23 protein-coding genes are annotated in these 26,065 nt (G+C 67.5%); 20 read left to right on the forward strand and 3 right to left on the reverse strand.

Annotation, left to right across the window (positions count from 1 at the left end; translation table 11 throughout):
- The first annotated feature begins 89 nt into the window (after positions 1-89).
- A complete protein-coding gene (locus ABEA34_RS07580; RefSeq protein WP_345520635.1) occupies positions 90-842 on the forward strand; it encodes a metallophosphoesterase in 753 nt (250 codons plus the stop codon).
- Between the two features lie 67 nt (positions 843-909).
- Here ABEA34_RS07580 and ABEA34_RS07585 read toward each other — a convergent pair whose 3' ends face one another.
- Positions 910-1,797, reverse strand: a complete 888-nt coding sequence (locus ABEA34_RS07585) for a helix-turn-helix domain-containing protein (protein ID WP_345520636.1) — start codon at positions 1,795-1,797, stop codon at positions 910-912.
- 368 nt (positions 1,798-2,165) lie between these two features.
- Between ABEA34_RS07585 and ctaF the strand changes: the two genes are divergently transcribed.
- The 6 genes from ctaF to ABEA34_RS07615 all read left to right on the forward strand — a co-directional run bounded on the left by ctaF (position 2,166) and on the right by ABEA34_RS07615 (position 8,856).
- Positions 2,166-2,561, forward strand: a complete 396-nt coding sequence (ctaF, locus tag ABEA34_RS07590) for an aa3-type cytochrome oxidase subunit IV (protein ID WP_345520637.1) — start codon at positions 2,166-2,168, stop codon at positions 2,559-2,561.
- Positions 2,562-2,617: 56 nt separating this feature from the next.
- On the forward strand, positions 2,618-4,045 hold the full coding sequence (sufB, locus tag ABEA34_RS07595) for a Fe-S cluster assembly protein SufB (RefSeq protein ID WP_345520638.1): 1,428 nt from the start codon (positions 2,618-2,620) through the stop codon (positions 4,043-4,045).
- A gap of 5 nt (positions 4,046-4,050) precedes the next feature.
- Entirely contained in the window at positions 4,051-5,229 is a 1,179-nt protein-coding gene (gene sufD, locus ABEA34_RS07600; protein WP_425576883.1) for a Fe-S cluster assembly protein SufD, read from the forward strand.
- A gap of 47 nt (positions 5,230-5,276) precedes the next feature.
- Entirely contained in the window at positions 5,277-6,035 is a 759-nt protein-coding gene (gene sufC / locus ABEA34_RS07605) for a Fe-S cluster assembly ATPase SufC (protein ID WP_345520640.1), read from the forward strand.
- Between the two features lie 355 nt (positions 6,036-6,390).
- Positions 6,391-7,581 (forward strand): acetyl-CoA C-acetyltransferase, encoded by a 1,191-nt coding sequence (locus ABEA34_RS07610; protein ID WP_345520641.1) that lies wholly within the window; start codon positions 6,391-6,393, stop codon positions 7,579-7,581.
- Between the two features lie 78 nt (positions 7,582-7,659).
- Positions 7,660-8,856 carry an XdhC family protein gene (locus tag ABEA34_RS07615; protein WP_345520642.1) on the forward strand — a complete coding sequence of 399 codons (1,197 nt, stop codon included), beginning with the start codon at positions 7,660-7,662 and terminating at the stop codon, positions 8,854-8,856.
- Between the two features lie 337 nt (positions 8,857-9,193).
- Here the strand turns inward: ABEA34_RS07615 and ABEA34_RS07620 are convergent, their stop codons facing one another.
- A complete protein-coding gene (locus tag ABEA34_RS07620; protein WP_345520643.1) occupies positions 9,194-10,009 on the reverse strand; it encodes an NAD(P)H-binding protein in 816 nt (271 codons plus the stop codon).
- Positions 10,010-10,195: 186 nt separating this feature from the next.
- On the opposite strand from ABEA34_RS07620, the gene ABEA34_RS07625 reads away from it, so the two are divergent.
- Positions 10,196-10,516 (forward strand): winged helix-turn-helix transcriptional regulator, encoded by a 321-nt coding sequence (locus ABEA34_RS07625; RefSeq protein ID WP_345520644.1) that lies wholly within the window; start codon positions 10,196-10,198, stop codon positions 10,514-10,516.
- Positions 10,517-10,661: 145 nt separating this feature from the next.
- Here ABEA34_RS07625 and mobF read toward each other — a convergent pair whose 3' ends face one another.
- Positions 10,662-14,195: a MobF family relaxase gene (gene mobF / locus ABEA34_RS07630; RefSeq protein WP_345520645.1), complete on the reverse strand. Its 3,534-nt coding sequence runs from the start codon at positions 14,193-14,195 to the stop codon at positions 10,662-10,664.
- A gap of 515 nt (positions 14,196-14,710) precedes the next feature.
- Between mobF and ABEA34_RS07635 the strand changes: the two genes are divergently transcribed.
- The 12 genes from ABEA34_RS07635 (at position 14,711) to ABEA34_RS07690 (ending at position 25,758) form a co-directional block, all read left to right on the forward strand.
- Entirely contained in the window at positions 14,711-15,139 is a 429-nt protein-coding gene (locus tag ABEA34_RS07635; RefSeq protein ID WP_345520646.1) for a hypothetical protein, read from the forward strand.
- Complete coding sequence (locus tag ABEA34_RS07640; RefSeq protein ID WP_345520647.1) at positions 15,124-16,077, forward strand: hypothetical protein; 954 nt, start codon at positions 15,124-15,126, stop codon at positions 16,075-16,077. Before ABEA34_RS07635 ends, ABEA34_RS07640 begins: the two co-directional genes overlap by 16 nt.
- 132 nt (positions 16,078-16,209) lie before the next feature.
- Entirely contained in the window at positions 16,210-16,791 is a 582-nt protein-coding gene (locus ABEA34_RS07645; RefSeq protein WP_345520648.1) for an SAF domain-containing protein, read from the forward strand.
- A 41-nt stretch (positions 16,792-16,832) separates the two neighbouring features.
- Positions 16,833-17,555 carry a MinD/ParA family ATP-binding protein gene (locus ABEA34_RS07650; protein WP_345520649.1) on the forward strand — a complete coding sequence of 241 codons (723 nt, stop codon included), beginning with the start codon at positions 16,833-16,835 and terminating at the stop codon, positions 17,553-17,555.
- Positions 17,552-19,036 carry a TadA family conjugal transfer-associated ATPase gene (locus ABEA34_RS07655; RefSeq protein ID WP_345520650.1) on the forward strand — a complete coding sequence of 495 codons (1,485 nt, stop codon included), beginning with the start codon at positions 17,552-17,554 and terminating at the stop codon, positions 19,034-19,036. Before ABEA34_RS07650 ends, ABEA34_RS07655 begins: the two co-directional genes overlap by 4 nt.
- Complete coding sequence (locus ABEA34_RS07660) at positions 19,033-19,908, forward strand: type II secretion system F family protein (protein WP_345520651.1); 876 nt, start codon at positions 19,033-19,035, stop codon at positions 19,906-19,908. Before ABEA34_RS07655 ends, ABEA34_RS07660 begins: the two co-directional genes overlap by 4 nt.
- Positions 19,905-20,807, forward strand: a complete 903-nt coding sequence (locus ABEA34_RS07665) for a type II secretion system F family protein (protein ID WP_345520652.1) — start codon at positions 19,905-19,907, stop codon at positions 20,805-20,807. The genes ABEA34_RS07660 and ABEA34_RS07665 overlap by 4 nt, the downstream gene beginning before the upstream one ends.
- A gap of 72 nt (positions 20,808-20,879) precedes the next feature.
- Complete coding sequence (locus tag ABEA34_RS07670) at positions 20,880-21,086, forward strand: hypothetical protein (RefSeq protein ID WP_345520653.1); 207 nt, start codon at positions 20,880-20,882, stop codon at positions 21,084-21,086.
- Positions 21,087-21,096: 10 nt separating this feature from the next.
- Positions 21,097-21,498: a TadE/TadG family type IV pilus assembly protein gene (locus ABEA34_RS07675; protein ID WP_345520654.1), complete on the forward strand. Its 402-nt coding sequence runs from the start codon at positions 21,097-21,099 to the stop codon at positions 21,496-21,498.
- 38 nt (positions 21,499-21,536) lie between these two features.
- Positions 21,537-21,971 (forward strand): TadE/TadG family type IV pilus assembly protein, encoded by a 435-nt coding sequence (locus ABEA34_RS07680; RefSeq protein ID WP_425576863.1) that lies wholly within the window; start codon positions 21,537-21,539, stop codon positions 21,969-21,971.
- A complete protein-coding gene (locus ABEA34_RS07685) occupies positions 21,968-22,417 on the forward strand; it encodes a TadE/TadG family type IV pilus assembly protein (protein WP_345520656.1) in 450 nt (149 codons plus the stop codon). The genes ABEA34_RS07680 and ABEA34_RS07685 overlap by 4 nt, the downstream gene beginning before the upstream one ends.
- Positions 22,414-25,758 (forward strand): LysM peptidoglycan-binding domain-containing protein, encoded by a 3,345-nt coding sequence (locus ABEA34_RS07690; RefSeq protein WP_345520657.1) that lies wholly within the window; start codon positions 22,414-22,416, stop codon positions 25,756-25,758. Before ABEA34_RS07685 ends, ABEA34_RS07690 begins: the two co-directional genes overlap by 4 nt.
- Positions 25,759-26,065 lie beyond the last annotated feature (307 nt).

The following is a 26,065-nucleotide window of genomic DNA, read 5'->3' on the forward strand; positions in this document are numbered from 1 at the left end:
CGGTACCAGGCAAGAGTGGGCGGTCTGCCCAGAGTCAGGTTACAGAGGGAGAAGGCATGTCGTCGAGAACCGAAGCTGGCCGATTCGCCATGTCGGACGTGCACGGCCACATGCCGGCCTTCATGTCGATCTTGCACAGTCACGGCTTGGCCGAGTCTGCTGAGCACTGGACGAAGCAAGGTTCCGAACTCTGGATCTTGGGCGACTATCTCGACCGCGGCGACGAGGGGCTCGCCGTCGTCGACGCAGTTCGCACCCTCCAAAGGCAAGCACCCAACCTCGGCGGCGCTGTGCATCCGCTGCTAGGCAACCACGAACTGCAGTTCCTAGCGGCCGTGCACTTCGGAGACCGCGAGATATCGGGCGACGGAGAGACGTCTTTCCTTTCGAACTGGCGCCGATACGGCGGGCGGGACGAGGAGATGGCAGCCGTGTCGGAGGAGCAGGTGCAGTGGATGACACATCTCCCGCTCCTCGCGATGTCAGAAGGCGACCTCCTCATGCATTCCGACACACGTGCGTACTTGGAGCTCGGCAGCACGGTCGCCGAGATCAACGAGGCTGGCCACGCCATTATGACGAGTCGTAACAGTGGGGAATGGGCGCGCCTGCATTGGATCATGACTCGGCGCGGGGAGTTCAAGTCGCCGGAGTCTCGAGCCGAGGTTCTCTCCGCGCTGAGCGCGCACCGGATAGTGCACGGACACACGCCGCTCCGAACCGGTTTCGGCCTGTCTGGGCGCTCCGCCGCAAGGCCGTTCTCGTACGGTGACGGTGAGGTCTTGGCCATTGACGGCGGCGTCTTCGAGGACAACGGACGTCTGATCCTCGCCGAACTGTAGAGCGGCTCGGGTGCGCGAACCGGCAGAAATTGCGGTTTGAAAGCAAGCGACTCTTCGACGTCGCTGCTCAGCGTGGACCGGCGGCTTGCTGGCGCCACCCCTTCGGAGACACGCCATTTATCTGGCGGAAGCGTCTGCTGAAGTAGGTCGGGTCGGGGTACCCGGTCCTCCGTGCCACCAACTCGACCGGAAGGTCTGTCGCCATGAGGAGTTGCCTGGCTTCAGTCATGCGCCGTTCGGTGATCCACTCAAGGACTGTGCGCCCAGTCCGCGCCTTGACCACGGCCCCGAGATGAGTTGGTGAGACGTTCACAGCGGTGGCGACGTCTGCGGTAGAAAGCGGGCCACGGAAACCTTCTTCGATGACCTCGAAGCATTCGGCCAGGAGCGGCAGATTGTTGCTGCGATATTGACTGGTTACGTCCGCAGCGAGTCGAGCTACATTCACCAGCAACAAAACGACTTGGGCCGCGCTCGCTGTCCGATAACCGGCCTCACGTTCTTCTAGCTCCCGTTGCATCTCGTCGAGTAAGGACTCCAGCATCGGGCGTCGATGCGGGGGCAGGGTCAGGCGACCCAGCGGGGGGTTCTCTTCTGAGACTAGGAAAGCGCTTAGTAGCGGGTTGGCGCGCCATAGCGGTAGCGAGCCGGCGATCTCCGGCACGGACGCCATGGCACTTGAGGAGAACTCAACGACCCAACCTTGCGCATCCCCCATCTGAGTCAAGCCGTGGACCTGATTTGGAGGGACAAGGAACAGAGTTCCAGGCGAAATTTCCAGAGTGTGCCCACCAAGCCGATGCGAACCTCCCCCACTTCGGAAGTACAGAATCTCCAAGTCGTGATGGGCATGATCACCAACCGTGACCCGCGGATGGGAGCGGTCGAAAAATGTCACGCTGACCGGCGGCCTGAGCGGCCCGGCATCAACCGGCCCGTAATACGGAATCGACATGCCGCTCGGCTTCACTTCGCATCTCACCCCGTCATACTCGGCCGGTCGAGCGAGCCGCCAGCCTGACCGCAGTCTCGCGGTGCGACCGGATGTCCATCGTAGTGCGCGGCTCCTTTGCGTGGGCGATGTCCATGCCCGGCGTTGCATCGTTCAACTCTGAGCCCCTCAGCCGGACGAACCTTTCTGTATGGACCTCTTCGAGTCTCTCGGCACCCTTGCTTTCGGCGGATCTCGGTACTTTGCGCGTCCGCCCGCCCGGCAGGAGTCGGCGTGACTGCATTCCTCATCGCTACGATCGCCATCCTGATCACCTTGGTTGGTGGGTGTATCGCCGCCGTGATGTGGCCTGGCCGCCGTCGGGAACCCTGATGAGGGCTCTCATCTGGTCAGCTGCCCTGTGTGCGATCTTTTGGGGGATCTCGGCACCACTGTATTGGTTCACGGCTCATGAACCTGCCGGGACTGCCGGCCTCGTGTTCGTAACGTTGATGGCTCTCATGCTGTTGGGATACTCGGCGCTGACGCACGCTCGGAGCCCCCAACAACTCGATGATCTTCTGGACGCTGAGATCGAAGAGGGCGCCGGCGAGCTCGGGTTCTTCCCTGCTAACAGCTGGGCTCCCCTTTCTCTGGCAGCCGCCATCGGCGTATTGACAGTCGGCGTGGCCGTCGGGTGGTGGCTCACGGCCATCGGGATCGGCCTAGTGACGATCGCCGCCATTCACTGGGTCTTCGAGTACTACGTCGGCGAGTACGCGCACTGATGCTGCCCGGCGTTCCCCGTTCGCCTTCCCTTCACAAGACCAGTTGGAGACCTCCCATGACTGAACTAACTGAGCGGCGCGAGCTCGCCGCATCCCTATCGAGCCAATCGGGCTACGCCTATGGCTGGGCCGACTCCGACGCCGCCGGTGCGGCCGCCAAGCGCGGCCTGAGCGAGGAGGTCGTCCGGGACATCTCCGCGAAGAAGAGCGAGCCGCAGTGGATGCTCGACCTGCGCCTCAAGGGCCTCAAGCTCTTCGGCCGCAAGCCCATGCCCAACTGGGGCTCGGACCTGTCGGGCATCGACTTCGACAACATCAAGTACTTCGTCCGCTCCAGCGAGAAGCAGGCCGCCACGTGGGACGACCTCCCCGAGGACATCAAGAACACCTACGACAAGCTCGGCATCCCGGAGGCGGAGAAGCAGCGCCTCGTGTCCGGTGTCGCGGCGCAGTACGAGTCCGAGGTCGTCTACCACTCGATCCGTGAGGACCTCGAGGAGCAGGGCGTCCTCTTCCTCGACACCGACACGGCGCTCAAGGAGCAGCCGGAGCTCTTCCAGGAGTACTTCGGCACGGTCATCCCGGTCGGCGACAACAAGTTCGCCGCGCTCAACACCTCGGTGTGGTCGGGCGGCTCGTTCATCTACGTCCCGCCGGGCGTCCACGTGGACATCCCGCTGCAGGCCTACTTCCGGATCAACACCGAGAACATGGGCCAGTTCGAGCGCACCCTGATCATCGTCGACGAGGGTGCCTACGTGCACTACGTCGAGGGCTGCACCGCCCCGATCTACTCGTCGGACTCGCTGCACTCCGCGGTCGTCGAGATCATCGTGAAGAAGGGCGGCCGCTGCCGCTACACGACCATCCAGAACTGGTCCAACAACGTCTACAACCTCGTCACCAAGCGCGCCGTCTGCGAGGCCGGCGCGACCATGGAGTGGGTCGACGGCAACATCGGCTCCAAGGTGACGATGAAGTACCCCGCCGTCTACCTGATGGGCGAGCACGCCAAGGGCGAGACGCTCTCCATCGCGTTCGCGGGCGAGGGCCAGCACCTCGACAACGGAGCGAAGATGGTGCACGCCGCGCCGAACACGTCCTCCAACGTGTTGTCCAAGTCAGTCGCGCGCGGCGGCGGCCGGACTTCATATCGCGGCCTTGTCGAGATCCGCGAAGAGGCAGCCGGGAGCCAGTCGAACGTCATCTGCGACACGCTCCTGGTGGACACGATCAGCCGCAGCGACACCTATCCGTACGTCGACATCCGCGAGGACGACGTCTCGATGGGCCACGAGGCGAGCGTTTCGCGAATCACTGACGACCAGCTCTTCTACCTCAGGAGTCGGGGGTTGAAGGAGGACGAAGCCCGAGCGGTCATCGTGCGCGGCTTCGTCGAGCCGGTCGCCAAGGAGCTGCCGATGGAGTACGCCCTCGAGCTCAACCGGCTCATCGAGCTCCAGATGGAAGGAGCCATCGGGTGACGGTGATGGACAACGTCAACCACTCACTCGAGCTCCGCCGAGGAAACGAGCCTCGCGTCGACTCCCACCTCCACCCGGAGGGCTCCTTCCGGGTGGAGGACCATATGGTCCCAACGGGTCGCGAGGAGATCTGGCGGTTCACCCCGCTACGGCGCCTCAGGGGCCTGCATACCGACACACCGCTCGACGGCGACGGGATGGGTGCCGAGGCCGACTTGCCCCAGGGCATAGCGGTGCAGGTGATCGCCGCCGACGACCCGCGTCGCGGCTCGAGCGGCTTCGTACCGGCCGACCGCATCGCGGCCCGGGTCTGGGCAGAAGCCCGCACAGTCTGGGCGATCGACGTCGCAGCCGAGGCCGTGGTCGAGAAGCCCGCGTACATCACCCTCACAGGTACGGACGCTGGCGTTGCGAGCGCGAACCACGCAATCCTCACCGTCGGTCCTCACGCCAAAGCGACGATCGTCTTCCGCTACGAGGGCAGCGCCACGCTAGCCGACAACGTCGAGATCGTCGTCGGCGACGGCGCGCAACTGACCGTCGTCTCGATCGATGACTGGACCGACGATGCCGTCCACGTCGGTCACCGTCACGTGCGAGTCGGTCGCGACGCGACTTTCAAGCACGTCGACATCACCTTCGGGGGTGATGTCGTCCGCAACGACACCACCGTCGAGTACGCCAGCCCGGGCGGTCGGGCGGAGCTGCTCGGGCTCTACTTCGCGGACGAGGATCAGCACATCGAGCACCGGCTCTTCGTCGACCACACGGCGCCGAAGACGAAGTCCCACGTCGTCTACAAGGGCGCGCTGCAGGGTCAGGGCGCGCACACGGTCTGGATCGGCAACGTGCTCATCCGCACGGTCGCCGAGGGCATCGAGACCTACGAGGAGAACCGAAACCTGGTGCTCTCCGACGGCTGCCGGGCCGACTCGGTGCCCAACCTCGAGATCGAGACCGGCGAGATCGAGGGCGCGGGCCACGCGTCCGCGACCGCCCGCTTCGACGACGAGCAGCTCTTCTATCTGCGCTCGCGTGGCGTCTCCGAGTCCGAGGCCCGCCGTCTGGTCGTGCACGGCTTCTTCATCGAACTGATCCGCCAGATCGATGTGCCGCAGCTCGAGGAAAGGCTGAAGGCCACCGTAGAGGCCGAGCTCGACAAGAACGTGTCGCGCGGTCCCTGACCTCTCCTGACACACCCCCAACCACCCCAGAACGGAGTCACCCCAGCATGAGCCAGCTCGAGATCCAGGACCTGAAGGTCTCGGTCGAGACCGAGTCCGGCCCGAAGGAGATCCTCAAGGGCGTCACACTCACCATCGGCGCCGATGAGACGCACGCGATCATGGGCCCGAACGGCTCGGGCAAGTCGACGCTCGCCTACTCGATCGCCGGCCACCCCAGGTACACGATCACCGGCGGGACGGCCACGCTCGACGGCGAGGACCTCCTCGACTTGTCAGTCGACGAGCGCGCCCGCGCCGGCCTGTTCCTCGCGATGCAGTACCCCGTGGAGGTGCCCGGCGTCTCGGTCGCCAACTTCCTCCGCACCGCAAAGACGGCTATTGACGGCGCGGCGCCTAACCTCCGCACGTGGGTAAAGGATGTCAACGGCGCCCTGGCGAAGATGAACCTGGATCCGACGTTCTCCCAGCGCTCGGTCAACGAGGGCTTCTCAGGTGGTGAGAAGAAGCGTCACGAGATGACGCAGCTCGCGCTGCTCGACCCGAAGGTCGCGATCCTCGACGAGACCGACTCCGGCCTCGACATCGACGCGCTCAAGATCGTCTCCGAGGGCATCAACAACTTCCGCCAGCGCGAGGGCAAGGGCGTCCTGCTGATTACGCACTACACCCGGATCCTCCGCTACGTGAAGCCCGACCATGTGCACGTCTTCGTCGACGGTCGCGTCGCCGAGTCCGGCGGTCCCGAGCTCGCCGAGGAGCTGGAGGCCAACGGCTACGACAGGTTCTTGAAGGCGTCGGTCTGAGGCCGATCGCGCCCGCCGACTCCATACTCCCTTGGCTGGGACAGGCTGCTCCGGACTCTCCAACCAGTACGCCTGAGGTTTCAATTCTTGACGTCGTGATCCAAGATCCTCAGTCTGTTCGCAGCGTTCGCTGAACGAACGCATCGACCTATCGGTCGCCATCCTGCGGGCAATCGATCACCGCAACGGCCCGAGATATTGACCCCGGTATAGGGGGAACGTTCACTCGTATCTCAGAGTCAAGGTGTCCAGTCAGCGAAGCGGCCCAAGCGCGCCGTCGCGTGTGCGGCAATGAAGCCCCCTCGCACCGGCCGGGGTTGGTGGGCGGCGTGAACCAAAATCGGAGGATGTCCACATGTCCGAAACCGTCATCGTGGCAGGGGCGCGTACCCCGATCGGCCGACTGAGTGGTGGGCTCAAGGACTTGACCGCGGCCGACCTGGGTGGTCATGCGATCAAGGGTGCCCTCGAGAAGGCCGGCGTCACGGGCGATCAGGTGGACTACGTGATCATGGGGCAGGTCATCCAGGCCGGCGCGGGCCAGAATCCGGCTCGTCTGGCGGCAGTCAACGGGGGGATCCCGATGGGCGTGCCGTCGATCACGATCAACAAGGTGTGCCTGTCCGGCCTAAACGCCATCGCGCTTGCCGACCAGCTCGTCCGTGCCGGCGAGTGCGAGATCGTCGTGGCCGGCGGCATGGAGTCGATGACCAACGCGCCGCACTTCCTGCCGAAGTCGCGCGAGGGCATCAAGTTCGGCGACGTCAAGCTCGCCGACTCGATGGCCTACGACGCCCTCTACGACCAGTTCACCTCACAGGCGATGGGCCTGCTCACTGAGGAGCGCAACGCGGCCGCCCAGAACCTGACCCGTGAGGAGCAGGACGCCTTCGCCGCACAGTCGCACCAGAAGGCGGCGCTGGCCTGGAAGAACGGCGTCTTCACCGACGAGGTCGTCCCGGTCTCGATCCCGCAGCGCAAGGGTGACCCTGTGGTCGTCTCGACCGACGAGGGCGTCCGCGGCGACACCACGCTGGAGTCGCTCGGCAAGCTGCGCCCGGCGTTCAGCAAGGACGGCACCATCACGGCGGGCTCCGCCTCGCAGATCTCCGACGGCGCGGCCGCTGTGGTCGTCATGAGCAAGGCCAAGGCCGAGGAGCTCGGACTGGAGTGGCTCGCCGAGATCGGCGCGCACGGGCAGGTCGCCGGACCCGACTCGACACTCCAGCTGCAGCCGGCCGTCGCCACGGCGAAGGCATGCGAGAAGGAGGGCATCAGCCCGACCGATCTCGACCTCGTGGAGTTCAACGAGGCCTTCGCCGCGGTCGGTATCTCCTCGGCGCGCGAGCTCGGCCTCGATGAGTCGAAGGTCAACATCAACGGCGGGGCCATCGCGCTCGGTCACCCCGTCGGCATGTCCGGCACCCGCGTCGTGCTGCACCTTGCGCTGGAGCTCAAGCGCCGCGGCGGCGGGGTGGGTGCGGCGGCTCTGTGTGGTGGCGGCGGCCAGGGCGACGCCCTCATCGTGCGGGTGCCCCGTTCTTGACGCGGACTAGTGTTGTCGCTGCCCTCCCGTGCGGCCACTGCACGAAGACCGTTGGTCCGCCGATGATCGGTCGTTGTGATGCGTGATGTGCTCGACGAGCTGATGCGGTGGTGGGAGTCCGGCGAGACGGTCGGCGTCGGCACCGTGGTGGCCACCTTCCAGAGCGCTCCCCGGCCGCCGGGGGCCTCGATGCTGGTCGGGCCGGACGACACCGCCGTCGGCTCGGTCTCCGGCGGCTGCGTCGAGGGTGCGGTCTACGACCTCGCCCAGAAGGTCGCGGCGACCGGCGAGCCGGTGCTGGAGCGCTACGGCGTCTCGGACGACGACGCGTTCGCGGTCGGCCTCACCTGCGGCGGCATCCTCGACGTCTACGTCGAGAAGGTCCACCGGGCCAGCTTCCCCGAGCTCGGCGAGGTCGCCGCCGACGTCCGCGCCGGTCGCTCCGTCGCGCTCGCCACCGTTATCGAGCACCCCAATCCCGCGGTCCTCGGCCGGCGCGTGGTCGTCCGCCCCGACGGCACCACGGCTAGCGTCCAGGGCTCCCTCGGCTCGCGGCGGATGGACGACGCCGTCCGTGACGACGCGCTCGGCCTGCTGGCCCAGGGGCAGAACGCGACGCTCACCTACGGGCCCGACGGGGAGCGCCGCGGCGAGGGGATGCGCGTCTTCGTGTGGGCCTTCGCGCCCAAGCCCCGGATGCTGGTCTTCGGCGCGATCGACTTCGCGGCCGCCGTCGCGCGGATGGGCGCCTTCCTGGGTTACCACGTCACCGTGTGCGACGCGCGCCCGGTGTTCGCGACGCGCAGCCGATTCCCCGACGCCAACGAGGTCGTCGTCGACTGGCCGCACCGCTACCTCGCGGCTGAGGCGGAGGCCGGTCGGGTCGACGCCCGCACGGTCGTCGCCGTGCTGACCCACGACCCGAAGTTCGACGTCCCGCTGCTCGAGGTGGCGTTGCGGCTGCCCGAGGTCGGCTACGTGGGCGCGATGGGGTCGCGCCGCACGCACGAGGACCGCGAGAAGCGGTTGAAGGATGCGGGGCTGACCGCCGGCGAGATCACCCGACTGAGGAGCCCGATCGGCCTCGACCTCGGCGCCCGCACCCCCGAGGAGACCGCCATCTCCATCGCCGCCGAAATCATCGCCGGCCGTTGGGGTGGTTCCGGCCGCCCCCTGGGACGACTTCACGGCCGAATCCATGGCAATTCACTAACCGTATCGGCAGCGCCGGAGCGTCCGTTCGCCCAACTTACGGAGCGCCCCGTTTCCCGCTGACCAACGCACAGGCCGAGCCGTGCCTTCACAGGACCAACGGCTGTGCACGGGGACTACACCGAGGTCACCGCGTTTCGCTGAACGAGTACCAGCGCCCCTCTACCCGCTTCAGCCATCATGGGGGCCGCCTACGCTGCACGAGGATGCGCAGCTCGCGCATGGGCCTCCACCGGGCCATCCGACCTTCGCTCGAACCCGATGCTGGGCAGCTCGGCCCTCCCTCGGTCGCCGCGCATACCCCCGATAACGCCGAGAAGGAGGAACGGCTGCGCGCTAACGGCCACCTGCTCCGGACCCAACTGCTCGATCAGGCCGAGACGAGAACATCGACTCCGCTTCAGCGAGCCTCGGGACGCATCGCAGCCGCCGTGTCGGCCGCTACCGCCAGCGCATCGGTCAGCGGCCGGTCGAGCAGCTGGGCAAGGTCGGGGCTGGAGTTGCTGAGATACCCATGTCGGACGTTGGTGGCGATCGAAGCGAGCATTGGCGGCTGGAACGGCAGCAGTGCATCGTCCGCAAGGAGACGGGCCCGGTACTCGCCAAGGTCGATGGATCGGTGGGCGACCTCGAGATGTTCGGCGACGTCCCTGGCGGAAATCGGTTCACCGACAAGGTCGTAGGTCTTGCCAGCGTGACCGGCGGGGTCGCTCGCAACCGTGGCCGCTGCGGCGGCCAGGTCGACGCGAGCCACAGCTGAGAGCACACCATCGCCGAAGGCCGACTCCAGACCGTTGGGCGTCCACGTCAACAACGCTCCGATGAGCTCGGCATATAGACCATTACGCAGGATCGTCCAGGCAACACCGCTGTCCCTGACCAGGTCCTCCGTGACGCGATGGGCGAGTGCGAACCCGAGGTGGTCCCCCGCCCCGGTCAAGCTGGTGTAAATCACATTCATCACGCCGTCGCGGACAGCAGCATCAAGAACAGTCCGATGCCGAGCGATGACCTGATCGTCCTCGGCATACCCGGCCGAGACCAGGACGAGTGTCGAGATGCCAGTGAGGTCCAGGCTGGCGGGATCTTCGAAGTCCAGGTAACGCTGCCCATCGGCAGGAGTCCGGCTGCCGCCCAAGGCGGCCACCTTTCGGTCGGCCAACTCCTGAAGCGTAAGTGATGCGAGCTGTCCGGTAGCGCCGGTCACCAGGATCATGACAGTTCGTCCTCCAACGTGGTTCTCATCAGTAACTAGAATGAGTTTCGAGCGGCCGAGGTGAGCCCACAAGGAGGCAGTTTGATGTCAGTGACGCACACTGAGGTAACCGCTGGAGCTGCGGCTCTCGACCCGTGCGGACAGCCCGACCACCCCGACTGCGGAATCCGTGATGTCCTCGATCGCGTGGGCGACAAGTGGTCGGTCCTCGTGATCGTTGAGCTTGCGAACGGAGCTCGGCGCTTCCGACAGCTGCAGCGCGCCATCGATGGAATCTCCCAGCGAATGTTGACGCTCACGGTGCGCCGGCTGGAGCGCGACGGGCTGGTGCTCCGGACCGTGTATCCGACCGTGCCGGCCCAGGTCGATTATCGACTCACCGAGACCGGGGCGAGTCTGACCCATCTTGTTAAGGCACTCGCCGACTGGTCGCTTGAGCACCGGGACGGCATCGCCCACGCACGCCAGGCTTACGACGCGTCGTATCCGGACAACGAGATGAGGTGACCGTCCCGGTCATCAACTTCATGACCCGCAGCAACCAGCCACTCGCATCAGCGACCCTCGGCTCGGGTCGTAGCTGGCCGGGGCGGCCGCGGACGGACTCGCTGACCGGAAGCCTGGCTGTGGACAAAACTGCAGATGGCACCCTCTATGGAGCAGAGATGGATGGCATCTCTGTCACAGGCGAGTGTTGTTGTCGATCGCTGGCACCCAGTTTCGCGGCGGCTCGTGTCGCCCACAACGCCCGTTGCCGCTCATTGCGTTGCGCATCACTGACGGCACCGCCGCCGAGGGCTTTGTCCCCAGTGACTTGGTAGCGGTCGCGGTACGCCGCGATCGTCGCGACGGCATTGGTCCAGTCTTCGCGATCATTCGGATCTGACGGTTGCTCACCGAGGCGGCGTACCCAGGCCGATCTTGTCGTGACTGCTTCGTCTGCGAGGGCGCTCGCGCGGGTCTCGATCAGCTCAATGCGTTCGTCGATGGCCGTCCGGTCCTCATCACTCATCTGCCCCAGTGGTGCAGGGATGAGTCCGGCGATCAATCTGGGACGCAGGCGACAGCCGTGCGGCGATGACCCGGCTGCCTGGTCGATGCGGTGGCGAAGGACTGCGGCGATGTCGTCTGCGTCGTCGAGTCCGTGTTGAGCAACGATCTGTGGGACGAGGTTCTCCAGGTCGTGGCGGTAGGCCTCAGCCCTTCGTAGTGCTGCTGCGAGTGGGCCGAACGCGGTGGACCCCATGACGGAGGCGTGCTGCTCCGTCGTAAGACCGGAACGGCGCAAAAGGTCGATGAATCGGTCGTGCTGGGCGTCGGCCGCGATGATCTCGAGCTCTGCAGCCAGTCGGTCGATGCCGCCGTGGAGCTCGGACTCGGACTCGAGCGTCTGGTGGGCCGAGAAGGCCGCGCCGGTGTGCTGCAGCACGCCGTGGAGGACGGTTCGGGCGGTGACGTCGTCGGATTCCGGTGTCGTGTGGCTGTCGTCGGGTTGGTCGAGAGCGACGTACACGATGTTGGCGTCGCGTCCCCGGCTCATCGATACATAGAGGTTCTCTCTCGTGGTCGAGGCAGTGACCACGACGTGGGAGGTGTCGACAGTGATGCCCTGGGCGCGGTGCGCTGTGATGGCGTAACCGAGGTCGAGGTGGTGAGCGACGTACTCCGGCGGCAGGACCGTGGTCCCCCGACGTCGGGGGTCGCTGCGGTCGACGACGATTGACCCGTTTCGGCGGATGTCGGTGATGCGCCACCGGTCGCCGTTCTTGACCCACCCGTCCCGTCGCGGGGAGATCGTCAGGAGGGTGCGGTCGTTGCGTCGGGTGATGACGACGTCCCCGACCGATGCCCGGGTGTCTCCAACGAGGTGGACCTCGCGGCTGTCGAGGGCTCCCTCCAGGATGAGTCGTTCGGCGCGGGCGCGCTCGTTGAGTGCGCGGACAGCCGACGTCGATTCGGTCACCAGCACGCTGGCTTTGCCGGCGTCGGTATCTTTGCGCCATGCCTGGTAGGCGGTGTCGAGCATCTCGTCCGTGACGCCTTCACGAACACGGTTCTGCTGGGCGTAGATAGAGATCACCTCGACCTCGCCGCGACGCAAGGCCAGGGACGCTTCCTTTTCCCACTCGTGGGTAAACCGGTGGATCTCGCTCAGCTCGGGGGTATCGGTGCGCCGCTCGACGAGCAGGGTGAACGCTCCCCCGGCCTCGACAGACTGAAGCTGGTACGGATCGCCGACGAGGAGCGCCTTCGCGCCGGCGCCGGCGGCGATGCCGGTGAGCCGGTCGAGAGTGGTGGTGCCGGCAAGGGTGGCCTCGTCGATGATGAGGAGTTGCCCCGAACGGAGCTCGGTGCGGCCGTGGTCGTAGTCGTGGAGCCACTTCGCCGTGTTGTCACACGCAATTTCGAGGTCGTCGGCCAAAGCCTGCGCGGCCGCAGCGGACGGGGCGAGCCCGACCACGCTCTCCCGCCCGTGCTCGACGGTCCAGGCCGCGCGCAAGGCCCGCATGGCAGTCGTCTTCCCGGTGCCGGCGGGACCGACGAGCACATCGACCTGACGTCCCGAACCGGTAATGGCCTCCAGCGCCACCCGCTGCTGCTGACTGATCGGACTGTGCCCGCGGTCGACGACCCGGGCCACGACAGATGGACAGACTCGGGGTGCCACGGTTGCCTCGGCACGGTCCAGGAGCCGTGCCTCAGCCTCGATCACAGCTGTTGAGGAGTACTTCACGGCGTGTCGCGGCCGGAAGACGCTGGTGCCGTCATCGCGCTGGAACCTGGCCGGGCTGAGGGCCAGCTCAGGCGGAGTCAGGGACACCGAGCGGAGTTGAGCCGCATCGACCACCAAGCCGACCAGGGTCTCGCGGTCCTGGGTGCTGGCGAACCGGAATCCCATGGCCTGCCTCGACGCCTCCGCCACCAGGTTCCAATGCGACCATACCGACCGCTTCACGCTGACCGCGGCCACGACATCGCCCGCGATCGCTTCGATCACCCTCAGGGGGACCTCGTCCACCGTGATCGACCGAGCGGAGCGGCCGAGCAGGGACGCCGCCCACGAGGTCGGGTCAGTCCGGAGTAGCCCACCAGCCCGCCTCCGCCACTCGTTTGTCAGGTCGGCCAGCGACTGGGTCTCTTTCGGTGGTCTGGTCGCAAGCGTCGCCTGGGCACGGAGCTCGACGATCTTCTTCTCCGACGGCATCCGCCCGTGCCGGCTCACGTAGTCGGCGATCAGTTGATCCTTCTTCAGCTCGATCTCCCGCGTGCGGCTGGAGAACTCCCGAATCAGGTCCTCGCTGACGCCGGCGATCTCCCACTGCGGATTCCGGTCGGCACCGCGCTGGCGTATCTCCCACCCCACACCGAGCTCACGGGTAAGCCGGTCGGCGAGGAGCGCGTTGTAGTGCGCCGACAGTCCCGTGACTGAGGCGAAGATCGGCCTTCCGTCGAGGCTGCGCCACCGCCCGTCCCACAGGGTCATGACCTTGTTCGCCACGACAACATGGGTGTGGAGCTGGGGGTCGCCGGCCCGGGAGTCGTAGTGGTCGTAGGCGACCGCCGCGACCCCGGCGACACCAACCTGAGCGGCGGCGCCGTCCCGGTCGCCGACCCCGGTCCGGGTGGCGGCGACCTCGCGCTCGAAGTAACCGAGCACGTCGGCGACCGCGGCGTGGTGCGCTGCCACGATGCGCTCCTGGGTTGCCGCGTCGGCGACTCCCCAGAGGACCGAGACTGACTTTGGGACGCTGAAGGTCAGGTCGAACCCTGCCACCGGGTGTCTTCCGCCAGCGGCGGTCTCGTCGGCCTCGACGCGGGTGGTCTCCGCGGCACGGTCCGCGGCGGTCAGGTTCGGGTCGAGGGCATCGAGCCGCTTGCTGATCCGCTCAGCCAGCGGCTGGTAGGTCGCGTACGCCCGACCCAACTGGTGCCCGGTGAGCGGGTCGCGGCCCATCCCGATCAGCAGCGCGAGCTGTTCCTCGGTGACCTCCATCCCCGGTCGGAGCTGCCCGTCGCCGAGCGCACTGAGCCCGGAGCCCATCCACCGACCCGGCGGCGTGCCGACCTCGGAGTAGTAGCGGGTCAGTGGTGTCGACAGCGTCCGGTTGCCGTCACCGGCAGCCACGCTGCGCAGCAGGTACTGGTAACCGCTGCCCGCCGACATCCGCCGCATCGACACCGTCACCGCCGGATCCGCTCCACAGCCCTCAGGTGCGTGGGTTCCTCCACAGGACCCCTCGATCTGCAATGCGTGTGAAGCCGAGGAACGGTGGAATCGAGACGGAGCGCAGGACCAGGACGCGACCGGGTCGGACCGACGAGCTCAGCCTGACGCAGTTCCTGGGGGCCGATGGACGGGCGGGCGCACCTGAGCCAGTAGAGGACCTGACCAAGAGGCGGGTTCAGGAGCAGAGATCGGGCTTACGATGAGGCACAGACGATGTGAACGCACCGCGCGCGTGGCGTCGTCCGCGCCTCGAGCCGACTGGTGAGAGGGAGCAGGAACCGCACATGACCAGATCACTCGGGGTGAAGGCATGGGCGATCGGCACTGCGGTGTTGGTCGCAGTGACCGCGTGCGCCAATTCTGAGCCAGATCCGACACTGTCTCCGACCAGTTCGTCCTCGCCGAGGGCACCCTCGACAAGTCCTTCGTCGACATCGCCGACTGATTCGGCAGCGACCGCCGCGAGTGAGGCGATGGGACGGTACTTCGCTGTCATTGATGAGCTGGGCAAGGACCCTGACCTCGCCCTCAAGAAGCTTGACTCTGTGGCGACCAGCACGCAGTTGAGCGCCGAACGAATGTTGTTAAGAGGCCAGCACGACCGGGGCGAGAGGCAGGTCGGAGACACTCACATCGCCGAACTGACGGTGCAGTCGGTCAATCTCGAGAACTCCGATCCCGCAGCGGGCAAGGTGCCCACAGTCGCAATCGATGTCTGCTGGGACGTAAGCGCAGTGGATGTCCTGGACCGGGACGACAGGTCTATCGTGCCGACGGACCGCCCGGATACTGGATGGACCCGATACGTCGTAGCGAACTACAAGTACGCCGCCGACCCGGTCGGAGGCTGGCGGGTCGCGACCGGCAAAGATCTTAAGCAGGCGCCATGCAGGGTCTCCTGACTCGTGGGGTCGTTGTCGCCGCGTTCGCGTTCACCGCCTTGCCTCTCGGTACGGCGTCTGCGGACACCGTGTGCCAGCAAACCAACCCGGCTACCGGCGTGTGCCTGGTCTGGGTCGAGGTGCCGGCTGATCCGGAGCCGACCGCGGGTCCCACGGACGATGGGCCAAAGGACTCGGGCTCTGGGGCGTCCTGCTACTGGGATCCGAGCAAGCAGGGACTTGCGGGGCCGCCGGCGGGACCGGTCCCCTGCACCTCGGAGTACGGCTACTGGTCGAATGCGTACAACTGCTACCTCAAGGCGCTGACCCCTCCGCTGCCTGCAGGGGATCCGGCCTGGCAGGGTCACGAACCCGGCGACGGGGCCGTCTATCTATGCTTCCAACCGCAGACCGGGCTGGCCATCCAGGTCTGGGCTCAGGACCCCCCGGCCGGGTCCGGCGTCGGTCCGACTCCCCGTGAGGTCGCGCAGCTCGCGGTCGACCAGATGCAACTGTCGGCCATCGACATTGGCATCGTTCCCGAGCCACGCCCCGGCAGCGTCGGTCTGGTGGGCATGCCGGTGTGGATGTGGGCGAAGGCCACGAACGAGCACACCATCGGCCCGGCCACGGCCACCGCGTCGGCAGGCGGGATCACGATCACCGCGACCGCGAAGCTCCTGCATGTCACCTGGAGCATGGGCGACGGTGCCGACGTCATCTGCAACACGGTGGGTACGCCGTACAAGCCGTCGTACGGGCGCAAGGACTCGCCCGACTGCGGCCACATCTATAAGACGTCGAGCGCCCATCAGGCCGACGACGCCTACACGGTGACCGCGACGTCGAGCTGGGTCATCACCTGGTCGGGCGCCGGCCAGACAGGAACGATCCGGCTCGACGGACTCGCCCGCTCGACCCAGATCCGGATCGGCGAGGCGCAGGTGCTCGTGAACTGACGAACTGCCCGGGAGGTACGAGGAATGTCTACATCTGCCCGAGAGGACCGGCGAACCGGCCCGCACCCGACCGCGGCTGCGGCCAGCGCCGACTTCGTGCCGCCTCCTAAGTTGCGCAGACGCCCAGCGCTGGTGATCGCCGCGGTCAGCGTGACCGCACTCGGCTGCCTGATCGGTGCATGGGCGTGGAGCGCGACCACCGACACCCAAGAGGTTCTGGCAGCTCGGGACACGATCCACCGCGGCGAGGTGATCGCACCCGGAGACATCGAGCGGATTCGCATCAGCGGTGACCCGGCCCTCACTCCGTTGCCGGCCTCTGCGTACGACGACGTCGTCGGCGCACGGGCCTCACTCGACGTCGCTGCCGGTGGGCTGCTCACCAGGGAGGCGATCGCGACAGACCCGATTCCCCCGAAAGGTCAGTCGGTCGTCGGGATCTCGCTCACGGCTGCACAGGTGCCGGGCCTGCCGCTGCACGGCGGCGACAAGGTCCGCATCGTCGCCACCCCCAGTGAAAGCGGCGACACCCCGGCAGGTTCCCCGCAGTTCACGGTCGGTGAGGTCGTCAACACCTCCATGGACGAGACCACGGGCAACATCGTGGTGAACGTCCTTGTGCCCTACGCGGACGCCGGCGTTCTGGCCGCGCATGCCGCGACCGGAAACGTCGCGCTGGTACTGGACTCTGTCCAGGACGTGGGGGCCGAGTGATGGCCGTTATCTGCCTGACCTCCGCCGGCGGGTCACCTGGAGTGACCACCACTGCCGTCGGCCTTGCGTTCTGCTGGCCGCGGCCCGTCCTCCTAGTCGAGGCCGACCCGACCGGAGGGTCAGGGATCCTCGCCGGGTTCCTCAAGGGCACCGCACCGTACGACGGCGGGCTGGTCGAGATCGCCCTCTCGCCGTTGAGCACGGCGGATGCGCTGCGCGAGGTCATCCGTCCTCTGAGCCCCCACGTGACACTCGTCGCTGGTACCCGGACCCATGGACAAGCAGCGGCGCTACGCGATGTCTGGGAGCCGCTCACAGCTGCACTCGCTGACCTGGAGAAGAGCGGCCAAGACGTCATCGTCGACGCCGGTCGGCTTGGACTCGTGGGGTCCCCGGCTCCGCTCCTTGACACCGCTGACGCAACCTTGCTTCTCACCCGCACGAACCTGCCCTCGATCTCCGCCACTCGGTCCTGGGCCGAGACGGCCCGCCACCCGGCGAGCGGCTGGCGCCACCCCGGGCTTCTCTTAGTTGATGAAGGCCGGCCCTACCGAGACACGGAAGTGTCCAAGGTGCTCGGAGTACCAGTCGTGGCCGACCTGCCCGATGATCCCGTTGCTGCAGCGGTCTATCACCGTGGAGCCAAGCCTCCGCGCCACTTCGACACCGGGCCCTACGTCCGCGGCCTCCAGGCCGCCGCACAGTCGATTCAGGCCCACGTCGCCCGCGGCCGGTTCGCCCTTGTCGAGGAGGCCACACGATGAGCGAGGCGTACCGCTACCAGCACGAGTACGGCGACCTCACCCGCCTGCCGCTGTTCACCGAGCCAACCGAGCCGACCACCCTCGGTTCGCCGCCGGCGCCGGCACCGCTCGGGAACACTGCCACTGATGCGCCGTCGACCAGCCTCGTGGTCGACTGGTCGGCGGTCGCCGAGTTGCGAGCTCGAGCCTCTGAACAGCTGAGTCAGGCCGTCGCATCGGATCGGAGCCGACTCGACAAGGACGCTCAGCAGGAGCTCGGCCGATCCATCGTCCTGGACCTGGTCGAGTCCGCGATGGCCGAGGACATCGACAAGGGCCGCGCGGCATGGAGTCCGGAGCGACAGCGGACAACAGCCCAGGCCGTCTTCGACTCGCTGTTTCGCCTCGGCCGCCTCCAGCCGCTGGTCGACAACGACGACATCGAGAACATCGTGATTGTCGGCCACGACAATGTGCTGCTCGAGCTGATCGACGGCACCCTGGTAAACGGTCCGGCGGTCGCCGACTCGGATCAGGAGCTGATCGACTTCTTGGTGTTCCTCGCCTCCCGCAGCGAGGTCAATGCACGCTCCTTCTCCGAGGCCCAACCGCGCCTTCACCTGCGACTCGACGGTGGCTCGCGCCTGGCTGCCGCAGCCTGGGTGACCCCTCGCCCGTCGGTCGTCATCCGTCGGCACCGGCTGATGCAGGTCACGCTCGAGGACCTCGTGGCGCGGGAGATGATGACCGAGACGGTCGCCTCGTTCCTGCGCGCAGCGGTGCGGGCACGCCGCTCGATCGTCGTAGCCGGCGCCCAGGGGGCAGGCAAGACAACGTTGGTCCGCGCCTTGTGCGCGGAGATCGACGCGATGGAGGCGATCGGGACCTTCGAGACCGAGTACGAGCTCCACCTCCACGAGTTGGGCCGTCACAAGATCGTCCACGCTTGGGAGGCCCGCCCCGGCTCCGGCGAGCGCGGGGCGGACGGCCGACAGGCCGGGGAGTTCACCCTCGACGAGGCACTCGTCGACTCCTTCCGGTTCAACCTGTCGCGCCAAATCGTCGGCGAGGTTCGCGGCAAAGAGATCTGGGCCATGATCAAGGCCATGGAGTCCGGGACGGGCTCCATCTCCACCACCCACGCCGCCGACGCTGTCGCCGCCGTCCGGAAGCTCGTCACCTGCGCCATGGAGGCCGGCTCCCACGTCACCCAAGGGCTCGCGACCAGCAAGCTCGCGGCGACAGTCGACGTCATCGTCCAGCTGAGCATGACCACCAGCACGGGTGCCGGGGGTGCGCAACGGACGCGTCGGGTCGCGGAGGTCATCGCCCTGGCTCCCGGGGAGAAGGAGGTCGGCTACGCGACCACCCACGTGTTCCGCGCCAACGGCTCCGGGGTCGCACAGCCCGAGGTGCTCCCGGACGAGTACCGAGCACTCGCCCAGCACGGATTCGACCTCGCCGGCTACCTGGCCGCGCAGCCATACGGAGTGCCGTCGTGAGCCCGCTCGCGGCAGCCCTGGCCGGTGGGCTGATCACTCTCGGCGTCCTCGGAATCGTCGTGGGGGTGCTCCCGACCGCCGAGGTCCCTCGCACCCAGCGACGCACCAGCCGTCGGCACGCAAGCATGACCAGGCGGACCCAGATGCTGCTTCTTGTCGGACTTGGGGTCGGGGTCATCGGCTGGGTGATCACGGGATGGGTACTCGCCCTCGTCATCGCTCCCGTGGGGGTGATCGGACTGCCGGCCCTGCTGGCCGCTCCGCCGGCCGCCTCCCAGATCAACCGGCTCGAGGCGATGGAGGAGTGGACGCGCTCGCTGGCCGGCGTCCTCACCGTCGGGATCGGGCTCGAGCAGGCACTCGTGGCCACCCTGCGTTCAGCCCCAGCGCCGATCGACACCGAGGTCACTCGGCTGGTGGCCCGTCTCCGGGCCCGATGGGACACCGAGACCGCACTGCGGGCGTTCGCCGACGAGCTCGACGACGCCACCGGGGACCTGATCGCCGCGAACCTCATCCTCGGCGCCCGGCGCCGAGGCGCCGGCCTCGCGAGCGTGCTGGAGGGTCTTGCCGAATCCGTCGCCGCAGACGTCCGGGCGCGGCGTCAGGTGGAGGCCGACCGCGCGAAGCCGCGCTCGACCGCCCGGTGGGTGACCCTGATCAGCGCCAGCGTGCTGATCGTCCTAGCCCTCTCAGGTCAGTACGTCCAGCCGTACGCCAGCCCGATCGGCCAGGTGATCCTCGTGGTGCTGCTCTCGGCGTACGTCGCCACACTGATCTGGATGCGGCGGATGGCGATTGGCAAGCCGTTGCCGAGGTTCCTCAATCCTCGAGGTGAACCATCACGCATCGACGCTGCGATGTCGTCGTGATCACCGGACTTCAGCTCGCGATCCTCGCCGGCGGAATGGTCGGCCTCGGACTGTGCCTCCTGGTGGCCCGTCTGCTGCCCGCGGAGCCAGATCTCGCCGACTCGCTGGAGCGCGTGTCGACGACGCGCGCCCGGTCGAACGAACGGGTCCTTGAGGGACAGAGCGGAAAGGAACGTCTCGGGCTGTGGGGGCTCCGCGTGCTCCCGCCCGGGCTGTGGGCACGCACCCCGACCCGCGAGCTCGCCCTCCTGCGGATCCCGATCGCACAGTTCTACGGCGAGAAGCTCACGTTCGCGGGACTAGGGCTCCTCATCCCCCCGTCCCTGACGCTGCTGTTCAACATCCTCGGCCTCGGCATCCCGCTCCAGATCCCGGCGCTCGCCTCACTGGTGCTCGCAGTCGTCATGTTCTTCATCCCGAACTACAACGCCGTCGACGATGCCCGCAAGGCACGCGTCGAGTTCGCCCGTGCGCTCGGCGCGTACATCGACCTGGTCGCCCTCGAACGGCACAACGGCATCGGCGCCCGACAGGCCATGGAGGCAGCAGCCGGAGTCGGCGACTCCTGGGTCTTCACCCGCCTCTCCGAAGAGCTGACTCGCTCGCGATGGTCCGGACTGCCGCCCTGGGATGCGCTGCACACCTTGGCGACAGAGCTCGGACTGCCTGAGCTCGACGACTTCGCTGACATCATGCGGCTCTCCGGAGAGGAAGGAGCAAGCGTGTACGCCACCCTGCGGGCTCGGTCGGCGGCGATGCGTGCGGCGATGCTCAACGATGAGATCGCGCAGGCCAACGCCGTCGGTGAGCGCATGACGATCCCCGGCTCGCTGCTCGGCGTCATCTTCATGGCGCTCCTAGTGACCCCTTCACTGCTTCGCATGCTCACCAGCGCCTAACACCCGAACAGCAAGCCCTCAACCTCTACTCGATCGCACCCATCCAGAACGGAAACCATCAGGAGGAATCCCATGTTGAACCTGGAGTTGAAGGTCCTGGTCCTGCTGCAACTGGCAACGCTCGCCATCGACGACGAAAGGCGCTCGACTCGGCGTGACGAGCGTGGTTCGGTCACTACCGAGTACGTGCTGTGGGCAGTCGCGGTGATCGCCATCGTCGGCATCGTCGTCGCCGCGGTCACGGCCTACGTCCAGGCACAGTCCGGCAAGATCAAGTAGCCGCTCCCCAATGAGCAGGGAGCGAGACGAGCGGGGATCGGCCTCGATCCAGCTCGTCATCCTCCTGCCTGCGCTGTTCGCGGTCCTGTTCGTAGGCATGCAAGCGGCGCTGTTCTACCACGCCCGCACGGTCGCCATCGCCGCCGCCCAAGAAGGTGCCCGAGCGGCCGGCGCCGAGCACGGCCACGAGTCCGATGGAGTCCAAGCCGCCAACGACTTCATCGTCGAGGCCGGTGGTCACGACGTCCTCACCTCGACCTCATCGACCGCCAACCGCACCGCGACCCAGGCCACCGTCACCGTCAGCGGGTTCAGCCTCAGCGTGATCCCCGGTTGGCACGTCCGGATCACCCAAAGCGCGACCGCCCCGGTCGAGCGACTGACCGCTCCCACCGCCGCGAGATCCCCATGAGACGCCCATCGACGCGCCGCCCTTGGATGGGACCCGGGATGGAACCCGTGAGGCAGCGAGACGAGCGCGGGTCCGCAGCGATCGAAGCAGTCATCGGCGTCCCGGCGTTCGGCCTCTTCATTGGCCTGATCATCCTCGGCGGCCGGACGGCCAGCACTCATGAGGCCCTGCAGTCCGCTGCTGCCGAAGGCGCGCGATCCGCCTCGATCGCCCGCGACGCACAGGACGCCCAGGACCAGGCACGCCAGGCCGCGGTCGCCAGCGTCACCAACCAGAACCTCGGCTGCGCGGACGTCAAGGTCAGGGTCGACACAGGCGACTTCACCAAGCCCCCCGGCGTGCCCGGGACGGTCGAAGTCACCGTCTCGTGTCGTCTGGCGCTCGCGGATCTCGCCGTACCGGGAGTCCCGGGCTCCCGCATCATGCACGCCACCATGTCGAGCCCCATCGACACCTGGCGGGAGACACCATGACCACAACCCGCACCGGGCGAACAGGCGAGGCCGGACGCGATGAACGCGGCTCCATCACGGTCTGGATGGCGCTGGCGAGCTTCGCGATGATCTTCCTGGTCGGCCTGGCCGTCGATCTCGGAGGACAGGTCCACACTCACGAGCGGGCCCACGACGTCGCCGCTCAAGCGGCCCGCGCCGGCGGCGAAGAGGTCGACAGCAGCACCGCTGTCCAAGGTCACGCGTTGAGCATCAATCCCGCAGCAGCGAGAGCGGCCGCCCAGCGCTACCTCGACGCTGCCGGGGCGAGCGGGACCGTGACCATCACTGGCGGCAACACCCTCCGGGTGACTGTCCGCGACACCTACGACCCGCAGTTCCTCGGACTGATCGGGATCAACCATCTCGCCGTCACGGGCACGGCAACGGCCCAGCTCATTCGCACCCTCGGAGGTAGCGAGCGATGACCATCCCTACCCACCAACCCAGCCGTCGTCCCCGCCGCATTCCCCACCGAGATTCGCGGTTGCTAGGACTCGCGGCCACCGTCTCCCTGGTCGCCTTCGTGGCTGGCGTTCCCGTCCTGCTGCTGACGATCGCGTCCGTTCCAGATCCGTCCGCGTTCTCCTGGTCGCGACTCACCGCCCCCGACGACGGAACCCTGGCACTGCAAGTCCTGACCTATGTCTGCTGGGCGGCCTGGGCGATCTTCACCTGTCAGCTTGTCGCAGCGATCCTCTCCCAGATCCGAGGAATCCGTGCACCACGGCTACCCGGACTCGTCTTCCCTCAGCTGGCCGCCGACCGTCTCGTCGCGGCCGCCGCACTCCTCTTCGTGGCCGTGCCGGCCACCACCGCGCTCCTGCCGACCCCACATGCCGACGCCTCCCCGACCCAGACGGCAGGGCGAGCACCACAGCCAACGACAGCATCAGCAATCGGGGCAGCAGTAGGGCTGCCGCAAGCAGCGCACACCCCGACCTCCGCTACGGCTTCCCCGACCCTCAACGCTCAGCAGAGCTCCGCGCACATGCTGCCTGCGAGCCCGACTCCGCGCATCGAGTCGTACACCGTCAAGCGGGGTGACAGCCTGTGGCGGATCGCGGAGGACCGGCTCGGCGACGGCGCCCGCTACGTCGAGCTCGTCGAGCTCAACCGGACCGTTCTCGGCGACCGCCCCGACTTCTTGATCCCAGGCACCTCGCTCAGGGTCCCGACGACCGAGCCTCCACCCACAGATCCTTCGGCCAAAGTCGAGACCTCGCACGCGTACGTCGTCAGGCCGGGCGACACGCTCACGCAGATCGCCGCGGCCGAGCTCGGTGAACCCGGCGCCTACCCGACGATCTTCGAAGCCTCGCGCGACACCGTCCAGCCTGATGGCCGCCGTCTGACCGATCCGGATCTGATCTACACAGGTTGGACGCTGACAATCCCCGACCGCCCCGAATCCCGCGTCGGGTCAGACGAGCATCCCCAGCCACGGCATGGCAATGCACCGCAGCGCGCCCCGCGGCCGCCATTCGTCCCTGGACCGCACACCGACGCCACGTCACCCGAGACGCCGCCCGAGACCGCGCCGCGCGAGACCTTGCCCGCCGATCCGCCGACCGCCGGCACTCCCGGACACACCAGCTCCGCGGACGAGTCCGACGCCCAGGCGTCCCAACATCTGACGTCGATCGAGGACACCCCACCCAGCCACGACATCGCCCCGCCGTCCTGGATGCTCCCAGGACTGGCCGGCGCGGGGTCGGTCCTCGGCGGTGCTCTGTGGCTGGTGTTGCGCGCGCAGCGGCGCACCCAGCTACGCCACCGACGGCCCGGCACGATCGTCGCACCGCCGCCGCCGGAGCTGATCCCTGCCGAGAGGACCGCCTGCGCAACCGCTTCGGTGATCGCACCGCGCGTCGACGCACTCGACACGGCGCTGCGCCTGCTTCCGGGTCACCTTCACCTGCTGGTCGCGACGATCGGCGACGGTGCGATCTGCTTGATCCTGCGAGAGCCGGCCGAGCTGCCGGAGCCGTGGAGCGGCGCCGGCACCGAATGGCAGATCAGGATCGTCGACGTTCCCGAGCCACCGTCCGACTCCTTCCCGCCGTACCCGCTCCTGGTGAGCATCGGGCAGGACACGGACGGGGAGTTCGTGTTCCTCAACCTCGAGGAGCTGCGGACCATCACGGTCTCCGGCGATCTCGACAGGACGCAGGCTCTCGCACGCCACATCGCCGCGGAGATCGCAGTCAACCCGTGGGCGAGCGTCACCACCGTCGATCTCCTCGGCTTCGGAGCCGACCTGGCGTCGTTCAACCTCGGCCGCGTCCGCACCCACCCCGTCGGAGACACCGCGTTCATCGGCGACCTCACGCGCGGCCTGGCCGCGATCACCGCACCATCCGACCCCGATGACTTCTCCGTCGCGATCATCGCGGACACGGATGGACCAGCCGCCGATCTCGACCAGCTCGCCCGGGCGATCCAGTCCATCCCGGGCCGCTCCTCCGCGGCGCTCATCGAGCTAGCCGCCAACCCGCGACCCGACGGTGCTCACCTGGAGGTCACCGCCGACGGACTGCTGTGCGAGGCGCGTCTCGGCGTGGAGGTCATCGCCGCCGGTTTGAGTGAGGACGAGGCGCGAGCCTGCGCGCTGCTGCTGGACCTCACACTCGACCAGTCCATGATCCCCGTCCCAACATCGACCTCAGAGCCGGCACAGGTCCCCGGGGCACTAGTCGGCGTCGAGGCAGTCTGCGATCTGGGTGGTGCGCTACTCAAGGATCTGACCCGGCCCCGCGACGAACACCATGAGGGCCCTGCCGACGAGAGGTCCCTGCTCCCGCTCGAAGCGCACGTGTACGCCGACGCCGCAGCGACCACGATCGAGGACGTCGAAGTCCTCGCACCACGGGCGACCCCACAGGCCAAGGCCGCAGTGGAGGCCGTGGACCCGGACCTCGACGAGGATCTGGCCCGATGGGAGTCCCCCACCATCGCGTCGGCCAAGCTGACCCTCCTTGGCCCCGTGGGCGCCCGCACCACCGGGGACGCGAAGACGACAGCCCATCGCCGACCGTTCTACGTCGAGCTACTGGCCTACCTCGCACTCCATCCACGCGGGGCCACCGCCGCCGAGATCGCCGACGCCTTCGGTCTCAAGCCCGACCGGGTCCGAGTCGACATGAGCCAGCTGCGCCGCTGGCTAGGCAACGATCCCCGTACCGGCGACCCCTACCTGCCCAGGGCCACGCCCCAGACGGGGCCCGCGACGGGCCCTGTCGCCGGCGCCGACACCGCGGCCGTCTACCGGGTCCATGGCGTCCTGTCCGACCTCGACCTGTTTCGCCGTCTCCGCGCGCGCGGACAGAGCCGCGGCGCACCGGGCATCAACGACCTGGTCTCCGCATTGCGCCTGGTCACCGGTGAGCCGTTCACGCACCTGCGCGAGGACCACTGGAACTGGCTGCTCGACGGCGACCGGTGGGACCACGTCATGAGCGCCGCCATCGTCGACGTCGGCCACATCGTCACCACCCATGCGCTCGCCAACGAGGATCCCGAGCTGGCGCTATGGGCGGCCCAGATCGCCTACCGCGCCTCGCCCTACGACGAGGTCGCCCAACTCGACATCATCGCGACTGAGAAGGCGCACGGCGACAACGACCAGGCCGATGCAGATCTCGACCAGAAGATCCTCGACCGGCGCGACGACCACATGCCGCCCATCGACATCCCGGCCCGCAGCAGCCAGGTCCTCGGACATAAGCACTGGACCAGCCGCGAAACCCGCCCCCGCCGAACCGGCTGACCGGCCGGCGCCCCGAAGGTGGGGCCCCGCCCTCGGCAACACCGCACGCGAGGCGGGCCGTTAGCGCCATGGGCCGTTGTTCCAGACGTTGATGTCGCTCTTGGCCGGGCGAAGCACCGACGCAGGCAACCACGCCTGCTGGATCGAGTCGCGCAGGCGGGTTGTCCAGCCAGATGACCCAGGCATGCCAGCGTGCTCCGTCACGCTGCCAGTCGAGGATCAACCCCGGCGCGGGCGGCGGGTAGTTGCCCGGCCCGAATCGCACCCAGCAATGCCGCCAGCGACCGGGCTGCGGCCACGCGTCGCG

The organism is Nocardioides conyzicola, assembly GCF_039543825.1.
Classification (GTDB): domain Bacteria; phylum Actinomycetota; class Actinomycetes; order Propionibacteriales; family Nocardioidaceae; genus Nocardioides; species Nocardioides conyzicola.

Coding starts and splice junctions, on each gene's coding strand:
- ABEA34_RS07635 (WP_345520646.1), top strand. CDS start 14,711: ATGGGACGGTACTTCGCTGTCATTGATGAGCTGGGCAAGGACCCTGAC.
- ABEA34_RS07685 (WP_345520656.1), top strand. CDS start 21,968: ATGACCACAACCCGCACCGGGCGAACAGGCGAGGCCGGACGCGATGAA.
- ABEA34_RS07585 (WP_345520636.1), bottom strand. CDS start 1,797: ATGTCGATTCCGTATTACGGGCCGGTTGATGCCGGGCCGCTCAGGCCG.
- ABEA34_RS07620 (WP_345520643.1), bottom strand. CDS start 10,009: ATGATCCTGGTGACCGGCGCTACCGGACAGCTCGCATCACTTACGCTT.
- ABEA34_RS07655 (WP_345520650.1), top strand. CDS start 17,552: ATGAGCGAGGCGTACCGCTACCAGCACGAGTACGGCGACCTCACCCGC.
- ABEA34_RS07615 (WP_345520642.1), top strand. CDS start 7,660: ATGCGTGATGTGCTCGACGAGCTGATGCGGTGGTGGGAGTCCGGCGAG.
- ABEA34_RS07610 (WP_345520641.1), top strand. CDS start 6,391: ATGTCCGAAACCGTCATCGTGGCAGGGGCGCGTACCCCGATCGGCCGA.
- ABEA34_RS07640 (WP_345520647.1), top strand. CDS start 15,124: ATGCAGGGTCTCCTGACTCGTGGGGTCGTTGTCGCCGCGTTCGCGTTC.
- ctaF (WP_345520637.1), top strand. CDS start 2,166: ATGAGGGCTCTCATCTGGTCAGCTGCCCTGTGTGCGATCTTTTGGGGG.
- sufD (WP_425576883.1), top strand. CDS start 4,051: ATGGACAACGTCAACCACTCACTCGAGCTCCGCCGAGGAAACGAGCCT.
- ABEA34_RS07580 (WP_345520635.1), top strand. CDS start 90: ATGTCGGACGTGCACGGCCACATGCCGGCCTTCATGTCGATCTTGCAC.
- sufC (WP_345520640.1), top strand. CDS start 5,277: ATGAGCCAGCTCGAGATCCAGGACCTGAAGGTCTCGGTCGAGACCGAG.
- ABEA34_RS07680 (WP_425576863.1), top strand. CDS start 21,537: ATGGAACCCGTGAGGCAGCGAGACGAGCGCGGGTCCGCAGCGATCGAA.
- sufB (WP_345520638.1), top strand. CDS start 2,618: ATGACTGAACTAACTGAGCGGCGCGAGCTCGCCGCATCCCTATCGAGC.
- ABEA34_RS07675 (WP_345520654.1), top strand. CDS start 21,097: ATGAGCAGGGAGCGAGACGAGCGGGGATCGGCCTCGATCCAGCTCGTC.
- ABEA34_RS07690 (WP_345520657.1), top strand. CDS start 22,414: ATGACCATCCCTACCCACCAACCCAGCCGTCGTCCCCGCCGCATTCCC.
- ABEA34_RS07670 (WP_345520653.1), top strand. CDS start 20,880: ATGTTGAACCTGGAGTTGAAGGTCCTGGTCCTGCTGCAACTGGCAACG.